The organism is Nocardia sp. NBC_00416 (assembly GCF_036032445.1).
In the GTDB taxonomy this organism is placed as follows: domain Bacteria; phylum Actinomycetota; class Actinomycetes; order Mycobacteriales; family Mycobacteriaceae; genus Nocardia.
On record NZ_CP107932.1, the window covers coordinates 754,305 to 779,117 of the forward strand.

The 24,813-nt window shown below is 65.5% G+C and carries 25 protein-coding genes and 1 pseudogene; 11 read left to right on the forward strand and 15 right to left on the reverse strand.

The window, feature by feature from the left end:
* Positions 1-24 precede the first annotated feature (24 nt).
* Together OG804_RS03445 and OG804_RS03455 are read right to left on the reverse strand one after the other, a co-directional pair.
* The gene (locus OG804_RS03445; protein ID WP_328393767.1) at positions 25-642 is read right to left on the reverse strand and encodes a hypothetical protein; all 618 of its coding nucleotides are present in this window, start codon (positions 640-642) and stop codon (positions 25-27) included.
* A 722-nt stretch (positions 643-1,364) separates the two neighbouring features.
* Positions 1,365-2,120, reverse strand: coding sequence for a tyrosine-type recombinase/integrase (locus OG804_RS03455; RefSeq protein ID WP_328393769.1), 756 nt, complete (start codon positions 2,118-2,120; stop codon positions 1,365-1,367).
* A 161-nt stretch (positions 2,121-2,281) separates the two neighbouring features.
* On the opposite strand from OG804_RS03455, the pseudogene OG804_RS03460 reads away from it, so the two are divergent.
* The 3 genes and pseudogenes from OG804_RS03460 (at position 2,282) to OG804_RS03470 (ending at position 5,089) form a co-directional block, all read left to right on the forward strand.
* Positions 2,282-3,488, forward strand: a pseudogene (locus OG804_RS03460) (IS256 family transposase).
* 21 nt (positions 3,489-3,509) lie between these two features.
* On the forward strand, positions 3,510-3,860 hold the full coding sequence (locus OG804_RS03465) for a hypothetical protein (protein ID WP_328393771.1): 351 nt from the start codon (positions 3,510-3,512) through the stop codon (positions 3,858-3,860).
* A gap of 107 nt (positions 3,861-3,967) precedes the next feature.
* Positions 3,968-5,089, forward strand: a complete 1,122-nt coding sequence (locus tag OG804_RS03470) for a hypothetical protein (RefSeq protein WP_328393773.1) — start codon at positions 3,968-3,970, stop codon at positions 5,087-5,089.
* Here the strand turns inward: OG804_RS03470 and OG804_RS03475 are convergent.
* From OG804_RS03475 to OG804_RS03485, 3 genes are read right to left on the reverse strand one after another with little or no spacing between them, the layout of a single operon-like run.
* Positions 5,054-6,451: a hypothetical protein gene (locus OG804_RS03475; protein ID WP_328393775.1), complete on the reverse strand. Its 1,398-nt coding sequence runs from the start codon at positions 6,449-6,451 to the stop codon at positions 5,054-5,056. The genes OG804_RS03470 and OG804_RS03475 overlap by 36 nt on opposite strands.
* Positions 6,448-6,654, reverse strand: a complete 207-nt coding sequence (locus OG804_RS03480; RefSeq protein WP_328393777.1) for a hypothetical protein — start codon at positions 6,652-6,654, stop codon at positions 6,448-6,450. The genes OG804_RS03475 and OG804_RS03480 overlap by 4 nt, the downstream gene beginning before the upstream one ends.
* An 18-nt stretch (positions 6,655-6,672) precedes the next feature.
* Positions 6,673-7,569, reverse strand: coding sequence for an alpha/beta hydrolase (locus OG804_RS03485; RefSeq protein WP_328393779.1), 897 nt, complete (start codon positions 7,567-7,569; stop codon positions 6,673-6,675).
* 194 nt (positions 7,570-7,763) lie between these two features.
* On the opposite strand from OG804_RS03485, the gene OG804_RS03490 reads away from it, so the two are divergent.
* The 8 genes from OG804_RS03490 (at position 7,764) to OG804_RS03525 (ending at position 15,556) form a co-directional block, all read left to right on the forward strand.
* The gene (locus OG804_RS03490) at positions 7,764-9,239 is read left to right on the forward strand and encodes a 2-hydroxymuconic semialdehyde dehydrogenase (RefSeq protein WP_328393781.1); all 1,476 of its coding nucleotides are present in this window, start codon (positions 7,764-7,766) and stop codon (positions 9,237-9,239) included.
* A 55-nt stretch (positions 9,240-9,294) separates the two neighbouring features.
* Positions 9,295-10,074, forward strand: a complete 780-nt coding sequence (locus OG804_RS03495; RefSeq protein WP_328393784.1) for a 2-keto-4-pentenoate hydratase — start codon at positions 9,295-9,297, stop codon at positions 10,072-10,074.
* Positions 10,071-10,544, forward strand: a complete 474-nt coding sequence (locus tag OG804_RS03500; protein ID WP_328393786.1) for a RidA family protein — start codon at positions 10,071-10,073, stop codon at positions 10,542-10,544. Before OG804_RS03495 ends, OG804_RS03500 begins: the two co-directional genes overlap by 4 nt.
* Positions 10,541-11,062 carry a 3-hydroxyanthranilate 3,4-dioxygenase gene (locus OG804_RS03505; RefSeq protein WP_328393788.1) on the forward strand — a complete coding sequence of 174 codons (522 nt, stop codon included), beginning with the start codon at positions 10,541-10,543 and terminating at the stop codon, positions 11,060-11,062. The genes OG804_RS03500 and OG804_RS03505 overlap by 4 nt, the downstream gene beginning before the upstream one ends.
* Before the next feature lie 2 nt (positions 11,063-11,064).
* Entirely contained in the window at positions 11,065-12,057 is a 993-nt protein-coding gene (locus OG804_RS03510) for an amidohydrolase family protein (RefSeq protein ID WP_328393790.1), read from the forward strand.
* 241 nt (positions 12,058-12,298) lie between these two features.
* Entirely contained in the window at positions 12,299-13,225 is a 927-nt protein-coding gene (locus OG804_RS03515) for a LysR substrate-binding domain-containing protein (protein ID WP_328393792.1), read from the forward strand.
* 381 nt (positions 13,226-13,606) lie between these two features.
* Positions 13,607-13,882: a hypothetical protein gene (locus tag OG804_RS03520; RefSeq protein ID WP_328393794.1), complete on the forward strand. Its 276-nt coding sequence runs from the start codon at positions 13,607-13,609 to the stop codon at positions 13,880-13,882.
* Between the two features lie 195 nt (positions 13,883-14,077).
* Positions 14,078-15,556, forward strand: a complete 1,479-nt coding sequence (locus OG804_RS03525) for an alpha/beta hydrolase (RefSeq protein ID WP_328393796.1) — start codon at positions 14,078-14,080, stop codon at positions 15,554-15,556.
* Positions 15,557-15,784: 228 nt separating this feature from the next.
* On the opposite strand, the gene OG804_RS03530 is transcribed toward OG804_RS03525, so the two are convergent.
* From OG804_RS03530 to OG804_RS03575, 10 genes are read right to left on the reverse strand one after another with little or no spacing between them, the layout of a single operon-like run.
* Positions 15,785-16,303 carry a type II 3-dehydroquinate dehydratase gene (locus OG804_RS03530; RefSeq protein ID WP_328393798.1) on the reverse strand — a complete coding sequence of 173 codons (519 nt, stop codon included), beginning with the start codon at positions 16,301-16,303 and terminating at the stop codon, positions 15,785-15,787.
* An 11-nt stretch (positions 16,304-16,314) separates the two neighbouring features.
* On the reverse strand, positions 16,315-17,067 hold the full coding sequence (locus OG804_RS03535) for an SDR family NAD(P)-dependent oxidoreductase (RefSeq protein ID WP_328393800.1): 753 nt from the start codon (positions 17,065-17,067) through the stop codon (positions 16,315-16,317).
* Between the two features lie 30 nt (positions 17,068-17,097).
* Positions 17,098-17,853, reverse strand: coding sequence for an SDR family NAD(P)-dependent oxidoreductase (locus OG804_RS03540; RefSeq protein ID WP_328393802.1), 756 nt, complete (start codon positions 17,851-17,853; stop codon positions 17,098-17,100).
* Complete coding sequence (locus tag OG804_RS03545; protein ID WP_328393804.1) at positions 17,850-18,590, reverse strand: alpha/beta fold hydrolase; 741 nt, start codon at positions 18,588-18,590, stop codon at positions 17,850-17,852. The genes OG804_RS03540 and OG804_RS03545 overlap by 4 nt, the downstream gene beginning before the upstream one ends.
* Positions 18,587-19,798, reverse strand: a complete 1,212-nt coding sequence (locus tag OG804_RS03550) for a CaiB/BaiF CoA transferase family protein (RefSeq protein ID WP_328393806.1) — start codon at positions 19,796-19,798, stop codon at positions 18,587-18,589. The genes OG804_RS03545 and OG804_RS03550 overlap by 4 nt, the downstream gene beginning before the upstream one ends.
* On the reverse strand, positions 19,795-20,652 hold the full coding sequence (locus OG804_RS03555) for an IclR family transcriptional regulator (RefSeq protein WP_328393808.1): 858 nt from the start codon (positions 20,650-20,652) through the stop codon (positions 19,795-19,797). The genes OG804_RS03550 and OG804_RS03555 overlap by 4 nt, the downstream gene beginning before the upstream one ends.
* 1 nt (position 20,653) lies before the next feature.
* A complete protein-coding gene (locus OG804_RS03560) occupies positions 20,654-21,799 on the reverse strand; it encodes a thiolase family protein (RefSeq protein ID WP_328393810.1) in 1,146 nt (381 codons plus the stop codon).
* A 2-nt stretch (positions 21,800-21,801) separates the two neighbouring features.
* A complete protein-coding gene (locus OG804_RS03565; protein WP_328393812.1) occupies positions 21,802-22,200 on the reverse strand; it encodes a Zn-ribbon domain-containing OB-fold protein in 399 nt (132 codons plus the stop codon).
* Positions 22,197-23,006, reverse strand: coding sequence for an alpha/beta fold hydrolase (locus tag OG804_RS03570; protein ID WP_328393814.1), 810 nt, complete (start codon positions 23,004-23,006; stop codon positions 22,197-22,199). The genes OG804_RS03565 and OG804_RS03570 overlap by 4 nt, the downstream gene beginning before the upstream one ends.
* 29 nt (positions 23,007-23,035) lie before the next feature.
* Positions 23,036-24,343, reverse strand: coding sequence for an MFS transporter (locus OG804_RS03575; protein WP_328393816.1), 1,308 nt, complete (start codon positions 24,341-24,343; stop codon positions 23,036-23,038).
* Positions 24,344-24,813 lie beyond the last annotated feature (470 nt).

Consider the following 24,813-nt stretch of genomic DNA (forward strand, 5'->3'; position numbering starts at 1 on the left):
CGGCTGTTCGTCAGCTGCCCGTGATCAGGGCTGACCGGTGGCGAACGCCTGTACAGCGCCGAGGAACTCCGGGCCACCCAGGAGATAACCCCCGACGGTCCCACCGACCAGCACACCCACGGGAATGCTGATCCCCCAGATCAGGAACAGACATGCCCCGAGGATGCCGCCCACGATGGCGCCGCCGACGACGCCGGGCAGATTCTTGTTGATCTGCTCCGCGAGCCGGCTGTAGGAGCTGATGTCCTTCAGTGGCGCATTCTCTGCCGCCGTCGGGGTCGTTGTCAGCGTCAGGGTGTGGCCGTCGGCATCGATGTGCCGGGCAACCGCGATCGAGCGCCCGTCGGCAGCGTAGCTGTGCGGCACTTCGGCCACCGCCGTTCCGTCGCCGGTCTCGAGCACCACCGCGCCGTTCTGCGCGAACTCGAACCTGCCGTTCTCGACGGTGGTGACAACGACGCTGTCGACCGGCGAAACGGTGATCCGGTAGTTGATTCCGTGATCCACACCGGAAGTCGTATCCCCCGCAGTCACTGCGATCGGCTGCTCCGTCACGGCCGGCCCCGCATGGGCGGTTGCCGCAGTGATACCCACGGCCGAGATGGTCATTAAAACGGCAGCAGACAATTTCTCGAACTTCATTCTTCGAACCCCTCCACTCAGCTGCCCCTGATGGGCGGACCGAGACAGACCTTATGTGGTGTCGTATTCAAGGTGTGTACGCCACACAGTTCGAAGTCACTGCCTGCTTCCCAAGTGACCGGCGGGACAGCGGTACTCCGTGCATGCAGTGCGACAGCCCTGCTCCCTGGAGTTCCGTCTCCAGCCGCACGTCGCGACCAGCAGACGTAGAAGTCCAGGACTGGTGAGATCGCGTTTTCCACGCAGGACGCCCTGCTTCTCCAGGGGTGTGCGGAATCCGGGGACCATTGCGGGCGGCACACCGATCGGTGTGCCGCCCGCAATGGACGTGTTCGTTTCGCGGCTACCGACTTCCGTGGGCCGGACGGCGGTTCGCAGGTTTCGTCCGACGGAATCAGATGCCGGCGGTGGAGGGCCGGACTCCGACCTGATGATCGGCGATGCGCAAGAGCTCCGCGGCGTCGCCGAGCGGGGGATAGATCCGCTCCTGGTTCGTTGTCACCTTGCGTTGCTCAGCCGCCTCCCCGGTGCTGACCACCGTGCGTTCCCAGCCGCGAGTTCCCGCAGGAATGTCAGCGCTTGACCTGCCGTTTTCCCACGGATGTCAGTAGTTCTTCCCACCGAATGTCAGTAGCCGGGGCGATGTCCGGGGTGCGCTGAGCTGGGGCTTTACTTCACCTGGCGAAGCCGATGAACGTCCTCCGGTGAGATTCCCGTAGGACTCACCCTCTACGGCGAGGTGCGGACAATGCCTCGGTGGCCTGGTGGACTGCAGCCAGGCCGGGTTTGACGTAGCGCTGCACCGATCGCAGGCTCTTGTGGCCGGTTTTGACCATGATGACGTTGGCCGAGACGTTGGCTTCGCCGAGGTGGGTGGCCGAGCTGTGGCGCAGTTGATGCAGACGCAGGCCGTCACCGTAGTGGGCGAGCAGGACGCGAGCGCGGTCGTATCCGAGGCGGATACGACCGGTGTCGGGGCAGATGTCCCGAGAATCGGTGGTGGCGTTGCGATGCGGTCCGGGCGGGCGCGCCGACAGAAACAGTGGCCCGCGTTCACGGCCGGCGATCAGTCGCGGCAGCAGATGGGCGGTGTCGGTGCCCCAGGTGATCCACATAATGTCCCCGCCTTTGGCGATGATCTTGGCCTGTTTGTTGGGCAGGTCCAGATACTCGACGTTGAGCGCGAGCACCGCGGAGGCGCGGCTGGCCGATTCGTAGAGCATGCGCCACAGCGTCTTCTCCCGCAGCGGAACGTCGCGGCGGCGGCACAGCCGGTCGATGCGGGATCGCGGCACGGCCTTGGTGTCGTCGTTGTTCTCCCGCCGCCGCTCGGTGGAGGCGGGCAATTCTGGTGCGGTCCAACGCTGTCTGTCGGAGCACCAGGTCAGCCAGGAACCGACCGCGGCTCGGATGCAGTTCCAGGTCGCCGGTTTCGTGGCGGAGAGACGTCCGGCCAGATATTCCCAATCGTGGAGCAATGCTCAAGACCTGTGGATCGGTCTCGGGTTGAACGTGAAGGGCGTACCTTCCCGAGTGATCGATTGATGGTCACCGAGTAGGCCCGCGTTGCTGCGCGGGTCGGGGAAGGCACGCCTGTGCTCAGGATAGTCACCGAAGACGGCTCCACCGAGCTGGATCTCTGCTGGACGACATTGTCCGCGAGGGCGCCCGCCGGATGCTGGCAGCCGCCCTGGAGGCGGAAGTCGACCAGTACATAGCCGAGCTCGTCGGCGAGCGGGACGAGCAGGGGCGTCGGCTGGTGGTCCGCAACGGCCGCCACCGTGCCCGGCGGGTCACCACGGCCGCCGGAGAGATCGAGGTCAGCGCGCCGCGTGTGAACGACAAGCGCGTCGACGAGAGCACCGGGGAGCGCAAGCGATTCTCCTCCAAGATCCTGGCCCCGTGGTGCCGCAAGTCCCCGAAGGTCACCGAGGTGCTGCCGCTGCTCTACCTGCACGGCTTGTCGGGCGGGGACTTCGTACCCGCGCTGGAGCAGTTCCTCGGCTCGGCGGCAGGACTGTCCGGGCCGACCGTGAACCGGCTCACCAAGCAGTGGACCGACGATCACACCGCTTTCCAGGTCCGCGACCTGTCGGGATCCGACGACCGTGTACGTATGGGCCGACGGCGTCCACCCCAAGGTCAGGCTCGGCCAGGCCCACTCCTGCGTCCTGGTTCTCATGGGCGTCCGTGGGGATGGCCGCAAGGAGTTGATCGCGCTCGCCGAGGGACTGCGGGAGTCGACCGAGTCCTGGGCCGACCTGCTGCGCGACTGCCACCGGCGCGGCATGCGCGACCCCGCGCTCGTGGCCGGTGACGGCGCGATGGGCCTGTGGAACGCCCTCGCGGAGGTGTTTCCCGAGGCCCGGCATCAGAGGTGCTGGGTGCACAAGGTCCGAAATGTCATGAACGCGTTGCCGAAGTCCGCGCAGCCCGGAGCGAGGAAGGCTCTGCAGGAGATCTACAACGCTGAGGACCGCACTCACGCCGAGAAGGCTGTGAAGGACTTCGCGAAGGCTTACGGGGCGAAGTGGCCCAAGGCCGTCAAGAAGATCACCGACGACAGCGAGGAACTGCTGGCGTTCTACGACTTCCCCGCCGAACACTGGATCCACCTGCGCACCACAAATCCGATCGAATCGACCTTCTCCACGGTGAAACTGCGGACCAAGGTCACCCGCGGCGCGGGCAGCCCGGCTGCCGCCCTGGCGATGGTCTTCAAGCTCGCCGAGTCCGCCCAGGCCCGCTGGCGGGCGATCACCGCGCCCCACCTCGTCGCCCTCGTCCGGGCCGGAGCCCGTTTCGAGGGCGGTAAGCTCGTCGAGCGCCCTGCGTGGGCGGCATGACGGGGAAGGAAAGGATCCGTGATGGCAGTACACAGCCAACAAGTCCTGCTCGACCTCGTCCGGTGGAACGGTCGGATCGACGACCTGATCGCAGCGGCCCGCAGGATCCCGGAGGGCGAGTTTTCCGCAGTGGTGCTGGACCGCGCGAGTGCCCAGGCCGCTCTACGCAAGGTGCTCGCCGGGGAAGCACTCCCTGGTGACCTCACCGCATGGACCGAAGAGTTGCACATGCGCGAGGACATCGACATCGAGCCAGGACAGGAGGACCTGCTGACCCAGTTCCTGTTCGAGATGTCGACACCCGAACTCTTCGAGCCGATCACCCGCGAACTCTGCAGCCGGTGGCTCGACGAACTATACGCAACCGCATAGCCGCCCACCAGCCAGCCATCCACAGGTATTGACAATTGCTCCCAATCGTGGGACTCGGCGCACTCCGAACTACAGTTCGAATGCCCCGAATCCGGAGAGGTTTGTCGATGACCCGCACCACACCACCCCGCGCCGTCGATGTCGCAGCCGTGTGTCCCGCGCTGGCGCCGCTGGCTCGTCCCGCGACCCGGCTACACCCGCGCAGCGGCACACCGTCGGTCTACGACAGTTCGATCGGCGGGCCGTTGCTGTGGCCGGCCGATGAACCGTGGCCGCACTGTCACGGGCCGCACAACTGGGACTCGTTGGTCAACGCATGGAATCCCCACCAGCTCAACCCGTTACAGTCGTTGGTGGATGCGAAGCTGACGCGACACGATCCCGAGCCGTGGCCGTCTGTGGCCGATGTCCCGAGTGCCATGTTGTCGGCAGTGCCGCGTGACATCTGGGAATTCGAAGCCAGCGGGTTTGATCTCGACAACCTCAACCTCCCTCCGTCTCAGCCGTTGGAGGGTCGGTGGAAGCCGACAGCCCATGTCCCGAATGCCATGTTGCCGGTAGCGCAACTGTATACGCGTGACGTCCCCGGGTTACGTCCGCCGCCGGGCAAGGATCTGCTGCAGATACTCTGGTGCCCGTTGGACAACGCCGACGCCCTGCCCGAGACCGCGCTGGTGTGGCGCACCGCCGCCGACGTCACCGACATCCTGAATACCCCACCGATACCGGCGGCGGTGGAATACGGCTACGACTACATACCCTTGCCATGCACGGTGGAACCGGAACGCATCATCGAATACCCGAGCGATTTCGAACAACTCGGCAGCGAGCCGCTGGAGCAAATGCGACAGTGGGCGAGCCAGCAGCACACCGGGATCGATTCGGAATTGGGGGCGGTCGCTGACTGCGGCGGCATCGAGGGCTGGTTCATCAGCAATGTATGCGTTGCGCCAGGGTGGAAGGTCGGCGGCCATGTCCGGTGGGGCACCACCGACCCCTTTCCACAGCCATGCCCCACCTGTGGTGCTGAGACCGAACCGCTGCTCACCGTCGCCTCGTGCGAATGGGACGCCGGAACACACAGCTGGATACCCTACGAAGATCAGTCCCTTGCAGATGATTACAGCACGACAGTAGGCCCCGACGTCACAATTGCTCGCGGTTACAACATGGTCCTTCGCGTCTGCCCAACGTCACCCGATCACCCCCACGTCCAACTGATGCAATAGGCCCGCATCAATGGCCACCCAGTCGGCCCGACGGCCACTGCCGAGCCCACCGACGAGCAGCTTGGTGGCCGGTTTGGCGCGGGTCTCCTGGAACACGCGAGCGGCGTCGATCAGCGGCCGTGCCGCCGGCGGGATCACCCACACGCACAGGGAATGCCCGCAGACGACGGGGTTGTCGAAGATCAGGGCGTCGCCGACATATGACTCGCACGGAATCGCCTTGAGTTCGTCCACCGTCGCGCCGGTGAACAGTTGCACTGCGACCGCGGCGGCGTGGGCAGGATTAGCGGTGCGGGCGCGGATTCGATCGACGATTTCCTGTGTGACCGGGGTGGTGGTCAGTCCGAGACCGACACAGTAGGCCAGGTTCGGTGGTAATGGCAGTGCGAGGCCGTGGAGTTGGAAAGCGACTTGCACACCCCGCAGTCGGGTCACGGTGATGTTTTGCCCGGCGCTGTCGGCAATGACGTCCCCGAGCAGCCGATAGAGGGTAAGAAGCTGGCGCCAATTCGCAATGTAGTCGTCGCGGCGCTGGTCGAACACGCCGTCCAGGGCCTTGGGGCCGCTCAAAGAACCGAGCATCCGGTCGGCCAGCTCAGCGTCTTCTGCACCGAACCAGTCCCCTGGCCCATGTCCAACGCGCCGGTGATCACAGCGGTGACCCGTATGCTCACCGATCCATCGGCAGGTGGCCTCAACGGCCCCGGCATGGACGGCTTCCACTCGCGCGAACTGTATGTGTGGCAGTTCGGCCTGCGCGTCCGCGAGGAAGGTGCGCACGTCGCTGTGGGGAACTCGTGGGAGGTCCTCACCGACGGCCGTGGCCGTCGGCACCGTGGATCCGGCGGTGGTCAGTAACCCGATGATGGCGGCGAGGTCATCGGTGAGACTGTGCGGCAGTTGCGCCAATTCGACTGGTCCCCAATGGATTGGGCGCGTCGAGTGCCAGACCAGAATCACGCGCAGGCCCGTGACCCGGCGCAGGCGTAGCGGCCATGCGAGCTGGTCGGCGGTGAAGCTGTGCGCGCGCAACACCACCAGGTACCGGATGCGGTCGGCGCGGGTCCAGGCCAGCACCGCCCGCGACGCCGCCTCGATGCTCGACACCTGCTCCGATGACGCCCGCGTCGGTGAGCGGCCCAGCGCCACCAGCGTGTCTGCTGCCAGCGCGAGCCCGGACACGGTGGTCGGGGTGGGATGCACCGTGACCACCCCACGTGCCGGATCGTGCGCATCCAGCAGGGTGTGGGTGACGGCCACCGTGTCGCCCGGGTCTCGTAGCACGATGATCGGCCTGGTTTCCGGGCTCGCGGCTGCTTCCTCGGCGAGATCGCCGTGCCAGTGGTTGTGGGGTCGGCTCATCCGGACAGGCCGGACAGTTTCGAGAACACCCAGCCCATCACTTCCTGGTCGACCTGCTTACGCTGCATCCGCGCCAGTGCTCGCACCGTGTGGGAAGTGATCTTGGCCCAGGCGCGGAAGTTGCCGTGGCCGGCGTGTTCGTCGGCGAAAGCGACGATCTGCGGTTCGGCGTGCTCCCACACCGGGTGGAAGGCGGGGATCACGCGCAGGGCCGCGGGTATTCACTCGCCGTGGCCGGCGCCGTGCGGCGCGGATGGTCGGTCGGCGTTCGTGCTCGTGCCTGCGACCAAGTCCAGGAGCGCGCGCGTCAGGAGGGAATCCGGCTCCGCCAGATCGAGGAAGACGTCGTAGTGATTGCGATCGGGAACGACGAGCAGCCGACTCGGCGCATGCGGTGACCACAGCTGGTGGAATCGACGGCTCTGGTCGAGGAATCCTCGGCCATCGTGCTCGGCGACGGCGATCACGCAGCTCGGACCGGGCGGGCCTACGTGCAGGGCGGGACTCGCGGCCGCCGCGCGTTCGGAGGTCAGGGCGAGCCACTCGTTGGCAAAAGAATCCACCAGAGGGCGCAGGTCGAACAGCCCGCTGATCGGTAGCGCTGCCCGCACTACATCGGGTGGGAGGTCGAGCTCGTCCTGCCAACCGCCGACCATCAACGCGCCGGTGAGGTGGCCACCCGCCGAGCTGCCGCCCACAACGATTCGGCTCGGGTCTATGCCGTGTGTGTGACCGTTTCGGTACAGCCAAGCCACTGCGGACCGCACCTGGCGAATGATTTCTTCGAGTGTCGTGTCGGGCGCGAGCCCGTAATCGACGCTGACCGTGACTATCCCGTGCCGGTGGAGTGTGCGCGCCATGAAACTGGTGTCGTGGCGGGAGAGCATTCGCCAGTACCCGCCGTGTACGACGAGAAAAGCGGGCGCGGGCTTTTCGGTGACGCCCCAGATATCGAGCCGCTGGTCGCTGTGTGGGTCGTAGCGAATATCGGGGTATCCACGCAAGCCCTGCACGGCTTCCACCGAAGCCCGGCGGTATTCACCGATTACATGGTCGAACACGGCCGGAGCCACGGTATTTCTGACGTTGTAGTCGGCGTCGATGCAGGGGTCGGGCACGGTAGCTCTCCTTCGAACGGACCCAATGGTCCACTCGGGAGCCCATAGGTGTCGAATGCCCATCCGGTCCTGACCTATACCCGGTCGGCATAGCAAGCGGGATTCGGGTCGCGACGGGAAGCTATGCCTATCAGGTATAGCGAAAGTTGAAATACGTATTTGTTCGGTATGCATTCTCCCGCCACAGTGGTGCTATGACGCCACAGGCACCACGGTGGATCCGCAATTTCATCGACGGACGATTCGTCGAACCGGACCCTCACCACAGCTTCGAGAAGACCGACCCCGCGACCGGTGCGGTATTCGCCCGCGTGCACGAGGCCGACCGGCCACTGGTAGACCGTGCGGTGACCTCGGCTCGTCACGCACTCGACAGCGTCTGGGGCCGGACCTCGGTCCACGAGCGCACCGCGCTCCTCCGGCGCGCCGCCGACCGGATCGAAGAACGGTTCGAGGAATTCGTCGCTGCCGAAGTCGCGGATACGGGCAAGCCCGTCTCCCAGGCCAGGGAACTCGATGTCGCCCGCGCGCTGACCAACTTCCGCACCTTCGCCGATGTGCTCGCGGCCGCTGGTCAAGAGTCGTTCATCACCGAGATGCCGGACAGTAGAAAGGCGTTGAACTACGCGGTGCACAAGCCGTTGGGTGTGGTCGCGGTGATCGTGCCGTGGAACCTGCCGCTGCTCCTGCTGACCTGGAAGGTGGCGCCCGCGCTTGCGTGCGGTAATGCGGTTGTGGTCAAGCCGAGTGAGGACACCCCCGCCACGGCGACGCTGCTGGCGGAGGTGTTCGCCGAGGTCGGACTGCCTGCCGGCGTCTACAACGTGGTGCACGGTTTCGGTGGCGACTCGGCCGGTGAGTTCCTGACCTCGCACCCGGGGATCGACGGGGTGACGTTCACCGGCTCGTCGGCTACCGGTTCACAGGTGATGCGGACGGTGGCGCCCCGCGTGCGCCCGGTGTCGTTCGAACTCGGGGGCAAGAACGCCGCCATCGTGTTCGACGATGTCGACCTGGACGAGGTCCTGAGCGGACTGAGCAGGTCGGTGTTCACCAACACCGGGCAAGTGTGCCTGTGTACCGAACGAATCTACCTGCAGCGCAGTATTTTCGAAGATATTTCCGCAGGTCTGACGGAACGCGCCCGCGATCTGCGGTTGGGCGATCCGAGACATGCGCAGACTACGACCGGGCCACTCATCTCGCAGAAGCATCGCGACAAGGTGCTGTCCTACTTCGAGCTGGCCGAGCGGGAGGGCGCGAAGATCCTCACCGGCGGCGGCGTGCCTACGCTGGGCAGCGGCCTCGACGGCGGATCGTGGATCGAACCGACCCTGTGGACCGGACTGACCAATTCCGATCGCGTGGTGCGGGAGGAGATATTCGGCCCTGTCGCCGCGTTGATCCCGTTCGACACCGAGATCGAAGCAATCGAGCTCGCGAACGACACCGACTATGGGCTCGCGTCGGCGGTGTGGACCAACGACTTGCGGCGCGGACATCGCGTCGCACAAGCGATGAACGTCGGAATGTCCTGGGTGAACACCTGGTACCTGCGGGATCTGCGGTCGCCTTTCGGCGGGATGGGCCTGTCCGGCATCGGCCGCGAGGGCGGCGAATCGTCGCGGCATTTCTACACCCAGCCGACAAACGTGTGTGTCGCGCTGTGACCCCGACACTCGGCCCGATCGCTCAGCGCGAGCCGGAGAAAGCAGCTACCGCACAATGACTTCCGATCCGCGCTGTCCGCTCGACATCGACGCCCTCGCCCGTCGCCTCGACGAGGCGCAAACCGGCGTCACAGACACGCCGAGCCTGAGCGACGACCACGAACTCACCGTCGACAACGCATACGCCGTCCAATCGGCGCTGATCACACGCCGTGAGCACCGCGGCGAGACGGTAGTCGGTGTCAAACTCGGGTTCACCAGCAAGGCGAAGATGGCACAAATGGGTGTTTCCGAGGTGATCGTCGGCCGATTGACCGACGTGATGGCCGTCGCCGACGGCGGAAAACTCGAACTCGGCCCCTTTATCCACCCCAGGATCGAACCCGAGGTCGCCTACCGGCTCGGGCGCGACGTCGATCTCGACGACGCCGGGACCAGTATCGAATCCTGCGTCGACGCGATCGCACCGGCGATGGAGATCATCGATTCCCGCTACCGGGACTTCCGCTTCACCTACACCGACGTGGTAGCCGACAATACCTCGGCCGCCGCATTCGTGATCGGGCCGTGGCAGCCCGTGCATCCGGTGGCCGACCGGGCGGTGAGAATGCGGGTCGCCGGCGTAGAGGTGGTCGGTTCTACCGCGGCGATCCTCGGCAACCCGGTTCGGGCGTTGCACGCCCTTGCCGGGATCTGTGTTCGACGAAGAATTCCCCTGCGAGCCGGACAGGTGATACTCGCGGGCGCGGCGACCGCCGCGCTGCCGCTCGGCCCGGGCGCCGCCGAATGCGATATAGCGGGACTGGGGCGTGTGACGGTCGAGGTGACACGATGACCGCAGCGCAGTCCCACACGTCGAGGGTGATCACCGGTCGCGCCACGCCGCGCGGGCGGTTCCCGCATGTGAAGGTTGTCGGCGACCTCATTTTCGTCTCCGGTACGAGCTCGCGCAGACCCGACAACACATTCGTGGGCGTCGAAGTCGATGAGATGGGAACGACGAATCTCGATATCCGGGCGCAGACCCGCGCCGTGATCGAGAATATTCGGGCAATCCTGCAAGAGGTCGGCGCCGATCTGTCCGATATCGCACAGATCACCACATTTCTAGTATCGATGAACGATTTCGGCGGATACAACGAGGTCTACGGCGAGTACTTCGACGAGCACGGGCCCACTCGAACCACGGTTGCGGTGCATCAACTGCCGCATCCGCATCTGCTCATCGAGATACAGGCGATTGCACACCGGCGACCGGGACACACGGACGTCATCGACAACTACGACATCAAGGAACGGCCATGACCGAGATTCCGGAGCCGATCGATTTCCAAGGCTGGATCGACGAGCACGAGCACTTGCTGAAACCGCCGGTCAACAACCGGACCATGGCGCTCGGCAATGATTTCATCATTCAGATCGTCGGCGGTCCGAATCAGCGGACCGACTTTCACCTCGACCCGTACGAAGAGTGGTTCTACCAGGTCCGCGGTGATATCCATGTGAACCTGATGACCGACTCGGGGCCCCGGCGGGTGGATATTCGCGAGGGGCAGGTGTGGTTGTTGCCCGGCGATGTGCCGCATTCCCCGCAACGCCCCGATCCGGAGTCGATCGGGCTCGTCATCGAACGAGTCCGGGAGGAAGGCACTCTCGAGAAGTTCCAGTGGTACTGCCTCGATTGCGGGAGGTTGATCCACGAGATCGAACTACAGGTCCGCAACATCGTCGAAGACCTGCCACCGGTGTTCGCCGAGTTCTACGACGATCTGCAGGCCAGACAGTGCGGTAAGTGCGGTGCGCTACATCCGGGAAAAGGGTGACGATGTCCGATATCATCGACATCCACACCCATTACGTGCCCAAGGGCTGGCCCGACGTCAGCGCCGCGGGCGGCCCGGACGCGCCATGGCTGCGGATCGAATCCGAGCACGATGCAATGATCATGATGGGCAGCAGGGAATTCCGGCGCATCCAGTCCGATTGCTGGGACGCCGAGACCCGGCTGCGCGATATGGATGCCGATGGCGTACACACTCAGGTTGTTTCGCCCACGCCGGCATTCTTCAACTATGGACGCACCGGTGAGCAGGGCGCACAGATCGCTCGGATCTTCAACGACCTGGCCCTCGACATCATCGCGCCTGCACCGGACCGACTGATCCCGTTCTGCCAGGTCCCCCTGCAGGACACCGATCTTGCCTGCCAGGAGCTCGACCGCTGCCTCGCCAATGGGCACCGCGGCGTCGAAATCGGCAACCACGTGGGCGACCGCGACCTCGACAGTGCGGGCGTCGTCACTTTTCTACAGCACTGCGCCGACCGCGACGTTCCGGTTTTCGTGCATCCGTGGGACATGGCGAGTTCGCCGCGCCTGGACCGGTGGATGGGGCAATGGCTGACCGCCATGCCTGCGGAGACGCATCTTTCGATCCTGGCACTCATTCTCGGCGGCGTGTTCGACCGGGTCGACGAGCGGCTGAAGATCGGGTTCGCACACGGCGGTGGATCGTTCGCGTTCTGGCTGGGCCGCATGGAGAACGCCTGGCATCGCCGCAACGACGTCATCGGCACCTCCGAATACCCGCCGTCGCACTACCTCGGCCGGTTCTACGTCGACTCGGTGGTCTTCGACGACCGGGCGCTGCGTCTGCTCGTCGACACGGTCGGACCCGAACGGGTGATGGTGGGCAGCGACTACCCCTACCCACTCGGCGAACGACCGGTCGCGGCGGTCGTGGGCAAGAGCGATCACCTCGATGCCGCGACCAAGAAACTCATCACCCATCAGAACGCCGAGCGCTTTCTGGGGTTGTAGCCGAGCGGCTCGCCACCGGGGCTGTTCATGCGCGACACTGGTGCCCGGCGAGATCGCTGGATCATAGCCGTGCCGACCCGGGCCTCTATCGACCGGGCCGGCGCCGTGTCCGTCTGCGCGCATCGGATGGGCCGGATATCTGCCGTGAAAGAATTCATCAGCCGACCACACCTGGTCAGATGCCTTCTTTGGTCTAATATACGTAGGTGAGCATGGCCGAAGTGAGTGTAGGGAGATTGCGGTGGACCTCCCGCGGTTGCTGGACGGCAGGCTGAAGCTGCGTCACCTGACCCTGGTGGATGCGTTGACGCGACAGGGCAGCGTGATCGGCGCGGCTGCGACGCTGCATATCACCCAACCGGTGGCGACTCGCAGTCTGCACGATCTCGAGACGATCCTGGGTGTCTCGCTGTACGACCGCGGCCCGCGCGGGATCACACCGACGATCTTCGGCGAAGCGTTCACCGCGCACGCGCGCGCGGTGCTCGCTCAGCTGAGCCAGGCCGGACGACATGTCGCCGAACTCGCCGACGCCGAGCGCGGCACCGTGGTCGTCGGAACCCACCTGGCGGGGTCGAATGTTCTGCTGCCGAAAGCTATCGCCCGATTGAAGAGGGATCGTCCGTTACTGACCGTGATCGTCCGGGAGGCTTCGCCAGAAGCATTGCTCGTCGAACTGGAGGCCGGCCGCATCGACATGATCGTCGGTCGGCTCACCGCGCCGACCACCGAGACAGCGGTCCGCCAGCCCCTGTACGACGAGTCGGTCGAAATCTTCGCGCGAGTGCACCACCCCCTCACCGCCCGCACCGACCTGGCGTTGAGCGACCTCGCGGCCTATCCATGGATCCTGCCGGGCACCGAGACGGTGCTGCGTGCGGAGTTGGAAGAACTCTTCGCGCGCAATGGCATGCCACTGCCGGAGAACCGAGTCGAGGCGACGTCATTTCTGACGGTCCGACAGCTGCTGCTCGAAACCGATCTCGTCGCGGTACTGCCCAGTCTGATCGGCCGGGACGACGATCGCCTGTGTGCACTGCCGATATCGCTCGACTCGATCGGTCACAGCGTCGGAATAACCATCGCGACGACACGAACGCTGAGCCCGTCGGCGAACGTCCTCGCCGACAATCTCCGTCGGATAGCGCTGCAAGGTCTACGGGAGTAGAACCCGCCGCCCTACCCGACTCGGCGATCTTCCGCTCGTGAAAACGGCCCGCGGTCGGTGAGTCTCTGCGTCGTCGAAGCAGTCACGACGACTTGCCGGTCCGACCAGTAGCGAACGCGGAGAGCCGGCCGCGTTGCGCGGAGACGTGTCGGCTCGGACACACAGTGGGTGTCGGTGCGCGTACAGACCTGTCAGGTCCGAAGCCGAAGAATGGTGGTCGCTGAACGAACGCCGTTCGAAGGAGATTTCTAGGTGATGAATGCAAGGAAGAAAATCGCGGTGGGCGCGAGCGCAATCGGAATTGCCGCCGGAGTGGCGGTATTCCTCCCCGCCACTGCGTCCGCGGCAACGTACGGCGGTCAGTGCGGTCAGGGATATGACGTGATCGATTCGCGCGAACTCAGGGGCGGCACCGTTTACCTCACTTACAACGGTACGAAGAACTGCGTCGTCACCGTGCGGGACCGGCCGGGGAAACCCGTGCGGATGGGCGCCGGACTGCGGACGTCGAAGGATCACAGCAATGTGATCATCGATGATGCCGACTACACCGAGTTCGCCGGCCCGGTGAAAGTCGAAGCGAAGGGCGAGTGCATCGACTGGGGCGGTCTCATCGGCGACGACAAGTGGCAGACTTTCAAGGTGCATTGCGGCTGAGCGGCACAGTGGGGTGAGTTGACGCGAGACCGAACGCGGCGTGGGTAGGGTTGCGGATATGTGAATCTCGAGCTCTTCCCATGAGGGCTGTTCTTCCGGAGCCCTCGGAAAAGTCAGTGCCGTCGGAGTCGGGACATGTGACTGAAGGGGCCGCAAGATTTGATGCCGACAGGGTGGGCCAGGTTGCTTGCGCTGGTGATCGCACCGGCAGTCGTATTTCCCGCGGGGCCGGTGAGCGCCGATCCGGTCGAGGACATCGGTGGTGGGTTGGCGCGGTTCTATCACCAGCAGTTGGAATGGAAGTCGTGCGATGATCCGGTTCTGGATGGTTCAGGGGCGCAGTGCGCGGGTGTCGTCGTACCGCTCGACTACAGCCGTCCGGACTACCGGACGCTGACGGTCATGATTTCCCGCATCCAGGCTACGGATCCGGCCCGTCGGCGCGGAATCATGCTGTCCAATCCCGGCGGCCCCGGCGGTCCGGGCCTGGGTCTGATGGCCGGCGCCCGGCAGCCCTTCACACCGGAAGTGCGTGCCCGCTACGACCTGATCGGTATGGATCCACGGGGAGTCGGCCGATCGGACCGGGTGCACTGTGGGCTGCCGCTACCCACCATGTTGTTCTCGGCGGGCTTCGATGTTTTCGGCTACGCGCGGGATGTGACCCTGGCTGCCGCCTTGGCCGCCTCATGTCTGGCCTCTGATCCCGAGAAGGCCCGGTACATCACCACCCGCAACACGGCCCGGGATATGGATGTCATCCGCGGCGTATTCGGCGAACGCGCGCTCAACTATTTCGGCGGCTCCTACGGTACCTACCTGGGCGCGGTGTATACGCAGATGTTCCCTCGGCACAGTGACCGGATCGTGCTGGACAGCGCGATCGATCCGGACCGCTACTGGATCGGGATCTACCAGGACATGGGCGCCACCAACGAGGCCGGACTGGACGACTGGGCGAACTGGGCCGCCCGTCACGATGCCGACTATCGGTTCGGCAGTACCGGGCCGCAGGTCCGCGCATTCGTCGAGGATCTGATCCGCCGCGTCGCGGCTCACCCGATCTTCGCGGACGGCGAAATCCTGGATGAACACGTCGTGCCACTGATGCTGCTGGCGTTCTTGTCGAACCCGAAACTGAACGCCGACCTCGCCGAAGTCGTACGTCTCGTCGCCGACGGAGTGTCCGGTCTGCCCATCGACACACAAGGGCTGAAGGCCAAGATCACCGGTGCCGTTCCGGTGGAGACCTCGGGAATGGCCGCTGTCCTGTGCGGTGATGAAGCGGCGCCGCGAGATCCCGCCTGGTACTACCGCAACATCGAACGTGTCCGGGACACCCAGCCGGTGTTCGGTGCCTTCGCCAACAACATCACTGCCTGTGCCTTCTGGCCGGACCCGGTCGAGCCTGCCACCGAAGTGCGCAACTCGACGCCGGCGCTGATCCTGCAGGCAACCGGTGACACCCGCACGGCCTATTCGGAAGGCGTCGCCATGCACCGGGCGCTGAGCGGATCACGATTGGTCACCTTGGCCGATACCCGGATCCACGGCACCTTCCGCAACGGTCTGAGCCCCTGCCTGAACGATATCGTCAATACCTACCTGAGCGCCGGCACTCTCCCCGCCACCGATGTCACCTGCCGACCCGACTCCAGCTATTTCCCGGACTGACCAGGACGTGAGCCGACTGCGGTCGCGTCGATGACATCAGGGCCCACCCATTCGGCGAAGATCCCACCATCGGATCGGCCGAGTTCGGTTGGCGTAGTGCATTCGGCGGCTCGGGGGACGGACGGTGGCATGACGAGGGCGCCCCTACCCGGTTGCCGTGACGGCGACGCAACCGAGGTAGGGGCCGGTTCATCTGGTAGACGGACGTGGTCGTCCGGGCGCGGAGAACTACTGCTGCGCGCCGAGGAAGCCCTGGTCGTCGAGAGAGAAAACCAATGCGGTCAGCGCGCCGATGTAGGAGTACTGCCGCATTCCCATGCACAGGCCGGTGGCGGTATGGGTCAGGGTGGACTGGATCGCTCCGCCGCCGAGTCCACGCGCGCCGCCCGCACCGGAGGTGATGTTGGAAAAGTGCACCTCTACCACCGGTTTGGTGGTCTCCTCGAGTGCGTGGCGGACCGCTTCCCCGACCGTCGTCAGCCCGGCAGGGTTGATGATGTACCCGTCGATGCGCTCGGCGGATTCGTGGATGAACTCGAGGATGGCGCCCTCGTAGTTCGATGAGAAGGTCGAAACCTCGACTCCGAGATCGCTGCCGAAGCCGACGACGAAGGCCTTCAGTTCGTCCAGGCTGCCGATCGCACCGTAGACCTTCTTGCTACGGGCGCCCAGGTTCGACATATTGGGGCCGTCGATCACGGCGATTCGATGACGCTTATCGGTGACGCGATTGATCGAATGGGACATGGTGGTCCTTCCTACGTGTAGCGGAGGCCGGCGTCGACCAGCAGCGTCTGGCCGGTGATGTAGCCTGCCCCCGGGGAGGCCAGGAACTTCACCGCGCCGACGACGTCCTCGGCCGAGCCCTTGCGCTTGATGGCCTGCTCGGCGAGGATTCCGGCCCACTGATCGTCGGTGATCGTGCCACGAGGGATCTCGGTGACGATGCCGTGGGGGCTGACGACATTGACGGTCACGTTGTATTCGCCCAGCTCGGTGGCCAGCGATTTGCTCAGCGCCGAGACCGCGCCCTTCGAGGCGACGTAGTGCGCGTAGTTCGCGCGACCCGTGGTGACCACGGATGACGAGATATTGATGATGCGCCCGGATTTCTGTGCCTTCATATGCGGGGCTACAGCCTGGACGCACAGGAATGTGCCGCGGGAGTTCACGGCGAAGACCTTCTCCCATTCGTCGACATCGATTTCATCGAACGGCTTCATCACCAGGGTGGAGAAGATGGCGGCGTTGTTGATCAGCACGTCGACGGTGCCGAACTTCGCCACGGCGGCGGCGACCATGGCGTCGACACTGGCCTTGTCGGCGACATCAGTGGTGACGGCGAGTGCACTGCCGCCGGCCGCTTCGACCTCGGCCTGCACCGACGCCGCCTTCTCTCCGTTGAGATCGGCGATGACGACGGCGTCGCCGGCCGCGGCGAATTCGAGGGCGTATTGCCGGCCGATGCCCTGGCCGGCTCCGGTGATGATCACCGTGCGCTGCTCCGACATGATCTGGGTCCTTTCTGGGGGGGTGAGGTGTCAGGCCTGTGTGATGTGCAGGCTCGCGATGCCGCCGTCGATCGTGACGACAGTTCCGACGGACGAACGGTTGACCGGATCGGCCAGGTAGAGGACCGCGGCGGCGACCTCGGCGGGCGCGACCATCCGGCCGGTGGGTTGACGGCTCTCGTATTCGCGACGCCGCTGGACGGGATCGTCGGCGCGGGCGGCGAGTTCGGCCATGAACGGGGTGTCGACTGTGCCCGGGTTCACGGCGTTGACATTGATGTTCTCGGCGACGAGGTCGGCCGCCGCGGACCGGGTGAGTGCCTCGATGGCGCCCTTGGTGGCCGAATAGGCGCTGCGCTGCCGGAATCCCGATGTCGCGGTGCACGAGGACATGTTGATGATGGATGCCGCGGTCGATTCACGAAGGTAGGGCAGGGCTGCCCGGGTCACCCGGACGTATCCCAGGACATTGATGTCCCACAGCCTGCTCCAGTCGTCGAGGGTGCCGTCCTCGATGGTGCCGACACCACTGACGCCGGCATTGTTGACGAGAGCATCGATACGACCGTGCTCTTCGCCGACAGCTCGGATCGCGGCTTCGACCGCGGCATCGTCGGTGACGTCCACGCGATGGACCGTGACACCGGCGGGCAGATCGGTTGCCTCGTCCCGATCGAGTACTGCCACCAGTGCTCCTGCGGCGATGAAGGCCTCGACACAGGCGCGGCCGATGCCGGCGCCTCCTCCGGTTACTACGACGACGCGGCCGGTGTGGTTGGTGGTCACTGCTGCTCCTCCACTGTCTGCCAGAACTTTCCCGAGATGGTGGCGAGTTCGTCCGCTCGATCGAAGATCAACATGTGGCCCGCGTCGGGAACGACGCGGTGGCCGAAAGTCTTCGGAACATGCGCGAGAATGGATTCGACCGATTCCGGCGGTGTCGATCTGTCCGCTCCACCGGAGAGCAACAACGTCGGCGGCAAGGACGCGCCGATAGCGGTATAGCCGTCGAACCGCGCGAACGAACGCCAGGCCGAGACCCAGGTGGCAGGTGACAGGTGTGTCAGCCGGTCGCGGCAGTACCGCACCGCCGGAGTGTCGGCCGCCAACTGCGCGGGATCGAACCAGCGCTCGAGGGTGGGTTCGACCATCGATGCCATGGAACCCGATTCGGCCACCGGCTTCGCTCGTTCGGCGAACGACGCGAAACCGTGTGGCGGCGTCGCGACAAGGGTCAACGACCGCACCACCCCTCGCGGTGCGGCCGCGGCCACGAGGGCGGCGACCGCACCACCGAGTGAGTGCCCGACCAAGTGAACCCCGCCGAGTCCGGGGAGTTGGGCGCCCACCGTCCGCGCCATCGTGGCCAAGTCGACGGTCGGTTCGCCGGAGCGAGATCCGTGGCCGTCGAGGTCCGGCGCGTGCCAGCGGTATCGTGACTCCACCGCCCGGCCCCACGCATCGAACGATCCGGCATCCAGACCCAGCGAGTGCAGGGCGACGACGGTTACCGGCGACCTCACCGCTGTCCCGCGGCGCTGGCGTCCGAGGCCGCCAACGCTTCGATATCAGCAACCGACCAGCCGATTTCGGCGAGTACCTCGGCTGAATCCGCGCCCAGACGTGGGGGGAAGACCGGCTCGACAGTCGGGGAATCGAGGAACTTGATCGGATTGCCGAGAACCGACACCGTGTTGCCGTGCCCGTCGTCGAGGTCGAGCACCATATCGCGCCCCGCCGCGCGGGCCTCGGCGAGCGCTTCCGGGACATTGGCGATCAGGGCCGCCGGTACACCGGCGTCCTGCAGCGACTCCACCCATTCCAGCGCGCTGCGGGTGGTGAACGCCTCTTCCAGGAGCTCCCACAGCTCGGTCTTGTTCGCCAGGCGTGTGCCCTGATCGGCGAACCGCGGATCACCGGTCAGCTGGGGCAATGCCAGCACCTCGCACAGAGAGCGCCACATCCGGTCGGTGTTGGCCGTGACGACGAGTTCGCGGCCGTCGCCGCCGACGAACGAGCGATAGGTCGGAATGGAATCGTGTCGCGCCGCCTGTGGCGCGGGAGCCTCGCCGGTGATCATCGAGTACACGCCCTGGTAGGACAGCAGCGAGATCAGCGAATCCAGCATGGAGACATCGATATGATCGCCGCGTCCGTCGACGGCTCGGGAAGCCGCTGCCGCGCAGATGCCGATCGCGGTGTACATACCGGCCACGACATCGCCCGCCGGAATGCCCAGCCGGACAGCGGGCCGATCCGGCTCACCGGTCAGGCTCATCGCGCCGGAGAGCGCCTGGACGATCATGTCGTAGGCCGGGCGATCCTTCCACGGCCCGGTCTGACCGAATCCGCTGATGGACGCCCAGATCAACGCGGGATGCCGCCGGCGCATCTCGGCCGGATCGAATCCGAGACGGGCACAGACGCCGGGACGGTAATTCTCCACCACCACATCGGATTTCGCGATGAGGTCGTGCAGAACCGACAGCCCGGTGCCGGACTTGAGGTCGATGACGATGCTCTTCTTGTTCCTGTTGTTCCCCAGGTAGTAGGCACTGTCGCCGTCGATGAAATGCGGGGGGATGGATCGGCTCGAATCCCCGGCGGGTGCCTCGACCTTGATGACGTCCGCGCCCAAATCGGCCAGGATCTGGGTGCAGAACGGACCCGACAGGAATGTCGTGAGGTCGAGGACCACGAGCCCTTCCAGCGGTGCGCGCGATGCTGTCATAGTGAAACAACTCCTGGACTGAAGTTCTCTGCGGTGGAACCGAGTTCGCGTGAGATCGATCGGGCGGCAGCGATCAGCGACGCGGCGATGCTGCTGATCTCCCCGTGTGGAAGCCGGTCTTTGGGCGAGGTGAGGGTGATGGAGCCGACGACACCGCGAGCGTCGAACACCGGCGTCCCGATACCACGTGCCTGCGGCAACTTCTCGCCCTCGCTGATGGCGTAACCGGCCTCACGTACGGCCTGCAGATCATGCTCGAGTTCGTCGAGTGTCGGCAGCGCGGCAGTCGATCCCGGCGCGCGTCCGTCGTCGGCGAGCCCGCGTTCGTGTTCGAGGATATCGGCGATGGTGGCGTGATCGAGCTGAGCCAGCACGGCTTTTCCCGACGCACCCCACACCAGTGACAGCGGCCGGTGCAATTCGATGCGGTAGCGCAGCAGCTGCGCGCCGTCCGCCCGGGCGGTGAAGGACAGCGCCTTGTTCGCCGGCATGTACAGACCGAAGATGACCGTCTCATCGAATGTATTCGCGAGGTCCTCGAGATGGGGCCGCACGATGGTGCTGATGTCCACCTGCGCGGTGACCCGGGACGAGATCCGGTACAGCTCGGCGCCGATGGAATAGTTGTGCGTATCCGGGTCGCGGACCACAACTCCTTCCTCGGTGAGGATCTTCAGCAGTCGGTGCACGGTCGACGCGGGCAGGCCCAGATGTTCGGCGATCTTGCCGACACCGGCCTCCTTGCCGAGATCGGCGAGTGCCGCCAGCAGCCGGACCGTGCGTTTCACCGTCCCCGCCGCCGAATTGTCCTGCTTCTGCGTGTCGTTGCCCTTGGCCGCGTCGCTGGTCGCCATATCAGTCCGCTCGCTCGAAAATGTGTACGGCGCAGGCCCCGTGATCGAAGCCGGAGATACCTCCGCCGGTGACGTGTGTCAGAGCGATTTTCGCGTCCGGCACCTGCCGATCGCCGGCGACCCCGGTGAGCTGCCAGAACATCTCCACGACCTGCGCGACACCACTGGCGCCCACGGGATGTCCTTTGGAGAGCAGGCCGCCACTGGGGTTCACGACGACGGAGCCGCCGAATGTGGTCTCTCCCGAGCGCAGGAATTCGAGTGAACCGCCTTCCTCGCACAGGCCGAGAGCCTCGTAGTAGACCAGTTCGGCGATGCTGAACGCGTCGTGCAGTTCGACAGTGTCGAGATCGGCGGCGGTGATCCCGGCCTGGGCGTAGGCCTCGCGCGCCGAGTGGTAGGAGATCTCGGGGCGCAACATATTGCGGGTACCGCTGGTGGCAGTGCCCGAGTGCAGCACCGACGCGCCGATACGCATACCCGGCCGGCCCATTGCGGCGAACACCTTCTCGGAGACGACGACGACGGCGGCGGCGCCGTCACCGGTGGGGCAGCACTGCAAGAGGGTGAGCGGATCGGCGATCACGCGCGAGGACAGCACCTGATCGACGTCGACTTCCTTCTGATACTGCGCAAAGGGGTTCATCGCGCCGTGCCGGCGCGCCTTGACACTGACCAGTGCCAGATCCGCGGGCTCCGCCTTGCGCTCGTAGAGGTAGCGCCGGGCGCGCATCGCGTACAGCGCGGGCATCACCATGCCCTGCCGGACTTCGGGATCCTCGGCCACCAGCGGCAGAGTGCCGCCGCCGAACTGGGTCAGCTTGTCCACACCGACGACCAGGACGATGTCGTGCTCGCCGGCGGCAACGGACTTCTGTGCCAGATGCAATGCGGTGGCGCCACCGGAGCAGGCGTTGTCGGTGTTGACGATCGGGATGCCGCCGAGGCCGAGTTCTTTGGCGATGCGCTGGCCGGTCAGCATGCCGCCGAAGGAATGACCGCAGAACACCGCGTCGATATCGCCGCGTTCCACCCCGGCGTCGAGCAGAGCCTGCCGCGCCGGCGGTGCGGCCAGGCCCGCGTAGCCGGAACTCCGATGTTTACCCATAGGCAGCATCGCTGCCGAAACCACGAATGCGTCGACCATGATCAGTTCTCATCCGTTTCTTCTGCGGGGTTCACGGCCGGGGCGAAGCTCCACTTGCCGGCCGGATCGGTCGTCAGCGCCACCGGTAGGTCCGGGACCAGCAGGTCCTCGGGTACCGAGATATCCGCGAGCACCCGTACCCCGTTGTCGAGGTCGACATAGCCGAGCGTGTACGGCGTCGGCCGCGCGGAGGAGAGCTCGACTCGCGAATAGGAGTAGAGGACGCCGCGGTGCCCGAGTTCGACGTCGCGCAGTGCGTCGGCACCACATTCGAAGCACAGCTGCCGCCGGGGAAAGAATCCGGAGCCACAGCTGTCGCAGCGGCTGCCCAGCAGTTCGGTACCGTCGGGGTTGAGCGCCCGGATCTCCTCGAGATCGGGCAGCGGCTCGAGCAGGGTCATGACTTCCGGCCTCCGTTGTCTGGATAGTGTGAATCTTGGGTGGTCCACCACGACAGGAGTTCTCGCGCGATCGCGGCGGGTTCCTCGACGACGGGGGTGTGGCCCGAGGTCTCGAGGACGACCAGCCGGCTACCCGGTACGCGGTCCGCGATGGCCGCCATATCGGCGGGCCGCTTCGCGCGATCCAGTTCCCCCGCGACCAGGAGCAAGGGAAAAGGTACGGCCGCCAACTCCTCGGTCATGGCCGGTCGGGTGTAGACGCCGTTCAGCGCATCCGCGACCTGCGGAACATGCGAGGCGAACATCTGCGCCCAATGGCGGCGGGTCGCGTTCCGGGCCTCGTCACGCAGGAACGCGTCACCGAACATGGTGCGCTCGATCCTGGTCACGATCTCCGGATCATTGCCGCGCACAGCGTCTTCGAGCGCTCGGAACACCTCGGGCCGTACCTCGGCCTCCGCGGTGGCGCCGAGCAGCGTGCACGAAAGCAACAGGTCCGGGCGCCGGGCCGCCACGCGTAGCGCCACATAAGCGCCCATGGAACTACCCACCAGGTGGACCGGACCGGTGCAGCGCGCTTCGATGAGTGCCACGGCGTCGGCGAAGAGGACATCCATCGTCGGCCGCCGTCCGGTGCCGGTGAACGAACCCTGGCCCCGCAAGTCCGGCCTGAGGTAGCGGTACTCGGGCGGCAGTTCGGCGATGAGATCGTCGAACATCGATCCGTCGAAGAACAGCGAATGGAGCATCACCACGGCGGCCCCGTCCGCCGGGCCGGTATCGCGGACCGTATCGGGAGAGTTCATCGGCATCCTGCTTTCGTCCGGCAACAGTGCTAGTTCCTGGAGACGACCGACTGCTGATCAGCGGAGTCCGCTGGTTCGGAAGTCCGGTCGTAGCCGCGGGCGGCGAGGGTGCCCGCGACGGCGGCACTGGCGAGCAGGGCGAATCCGAGAACGTAGAACCCGCCGGCCAGCGACGCTCCACCCGCAGCCCAGCCCACGACGATCGGCCCGACGATTCCGCCGAAGTTCCCGACGAAGTTCACCAGCCCGACCGACGGTCCGGCCTGGTTCCGGGGGACCTGGCTCAGCACCCACGTCCACCAGGTACCGAACGAGGAGTACAGACCCACCGCGGCGACGCACAGGAGGATCATCTGCCACAGGACCCCGCCGCTGATGTAATGCTGGGCCAGGATGGCGAGTCCGGCGATGGTCAGCGACGACGCGATGATCCAGCCGCGGGAGAACGACGCCCTATCCGACAGTCGCGAGTTGAAGTACATCGCCACGGTGGCGCACGCGTACGGGATCGCGGTGAGCCAGCCGACTGCTTCGATCCCGTTCGAGGAGATCTCCTTGATCAGGGTCGGCAGCCAGAGCCCGAACGCGTACATACCGGTGATCCACAGGAAGTACGTGAGGCACAGTCCTACGACGATCGGCCGGGCCAGGGCCTTGAGCAGACCGGATTCGGGCTTGGTCTCCGCGTCGCGTTCGGCGAGGATGAGCCGCAGTTCGGCGGGGTGCAGGCGCCGGTCCTCGGTGGGGTCGTTGGGGACGAGCAGGTAGAACACGACGGCGAGGATCAGTGCGGGGATGCCCTGCAGGACGAACATTGTCTGGAAGTGCCAGGTGTCGATCATCCAGCCGGCGATCGGCGCCATCAGCGCGGACGACAGCGGCAAGGCGTACTGGGTGAGGCTGACGGCCCGGCCGCGTTCCCGGCCCGGGAACCAGCGGACGAACATCACGGCGAACGAGGGGAACACCGCTCCCTCGGCCAGCCCCATCACGAACCGGACCGTCAGCAGCGCGGGCAGGTTCGGCGCGAACCCGGTGACACAGGCAGCGACCCCCACGACCACCAGCGACACGATGATGACCTGTTTGGGGCCGACCTTCGCGGCGATGAATCCGCCCGGGACCTGGGTGATCACATATCCCCAGAAGAACGCCGACAGTACGACGCCGGTGATGGTTCCCGACAGCCGAAGGTGCTCGACCATATCCGGGACGGCCACGCTGATGTTCGAGCGATCCGCATAACAGACCAGATAGATCAGGAAGAGCAGGACACCGACTCGCCACCATCTAGCGCGGGGTGCTGCTGATACGTCGGTCGTCGTCGGTGACGCCACGGATTGCCTCCAATGTGGGCGAGGAGTGTCGGGGCGCGGTGAACGCGCCGGATGGGTAATTCCGATGAGCGGAATCCGATTCCATCTTTGGCGAGTGTAGATCCTGGGTGACGCGGAGCGCAAATGTGTCCGACTGGCTCAATGGGTAGCTCGATGTGCCCCAGCGCACAGGGGTGGGTTCCGGTCAGCAGATTTTAGTTCCGTTCAATGGAATACTCGGGCAGTCGCATATTCAGTTGGTCAACCGCTGTACCAGGTCCGTTGTCCGAGATTCGCCGACCCGGTCGCCGGCGGCTCGGTGGTTCCCTCCATCGGTATCGGCCCCGGGCGCGGCGTTCGGGCGGCTCGGGTGGCGAGTTGCGCCTTCGGAATGGCTACTGATCAGCAATCAGTGTGGCCGACCGCCGTGTGCGGCATCCGTCCGGTCGGCACCGATAGCCGCGGCGGTGGCAAGGCTGCAGTCGGCGCGG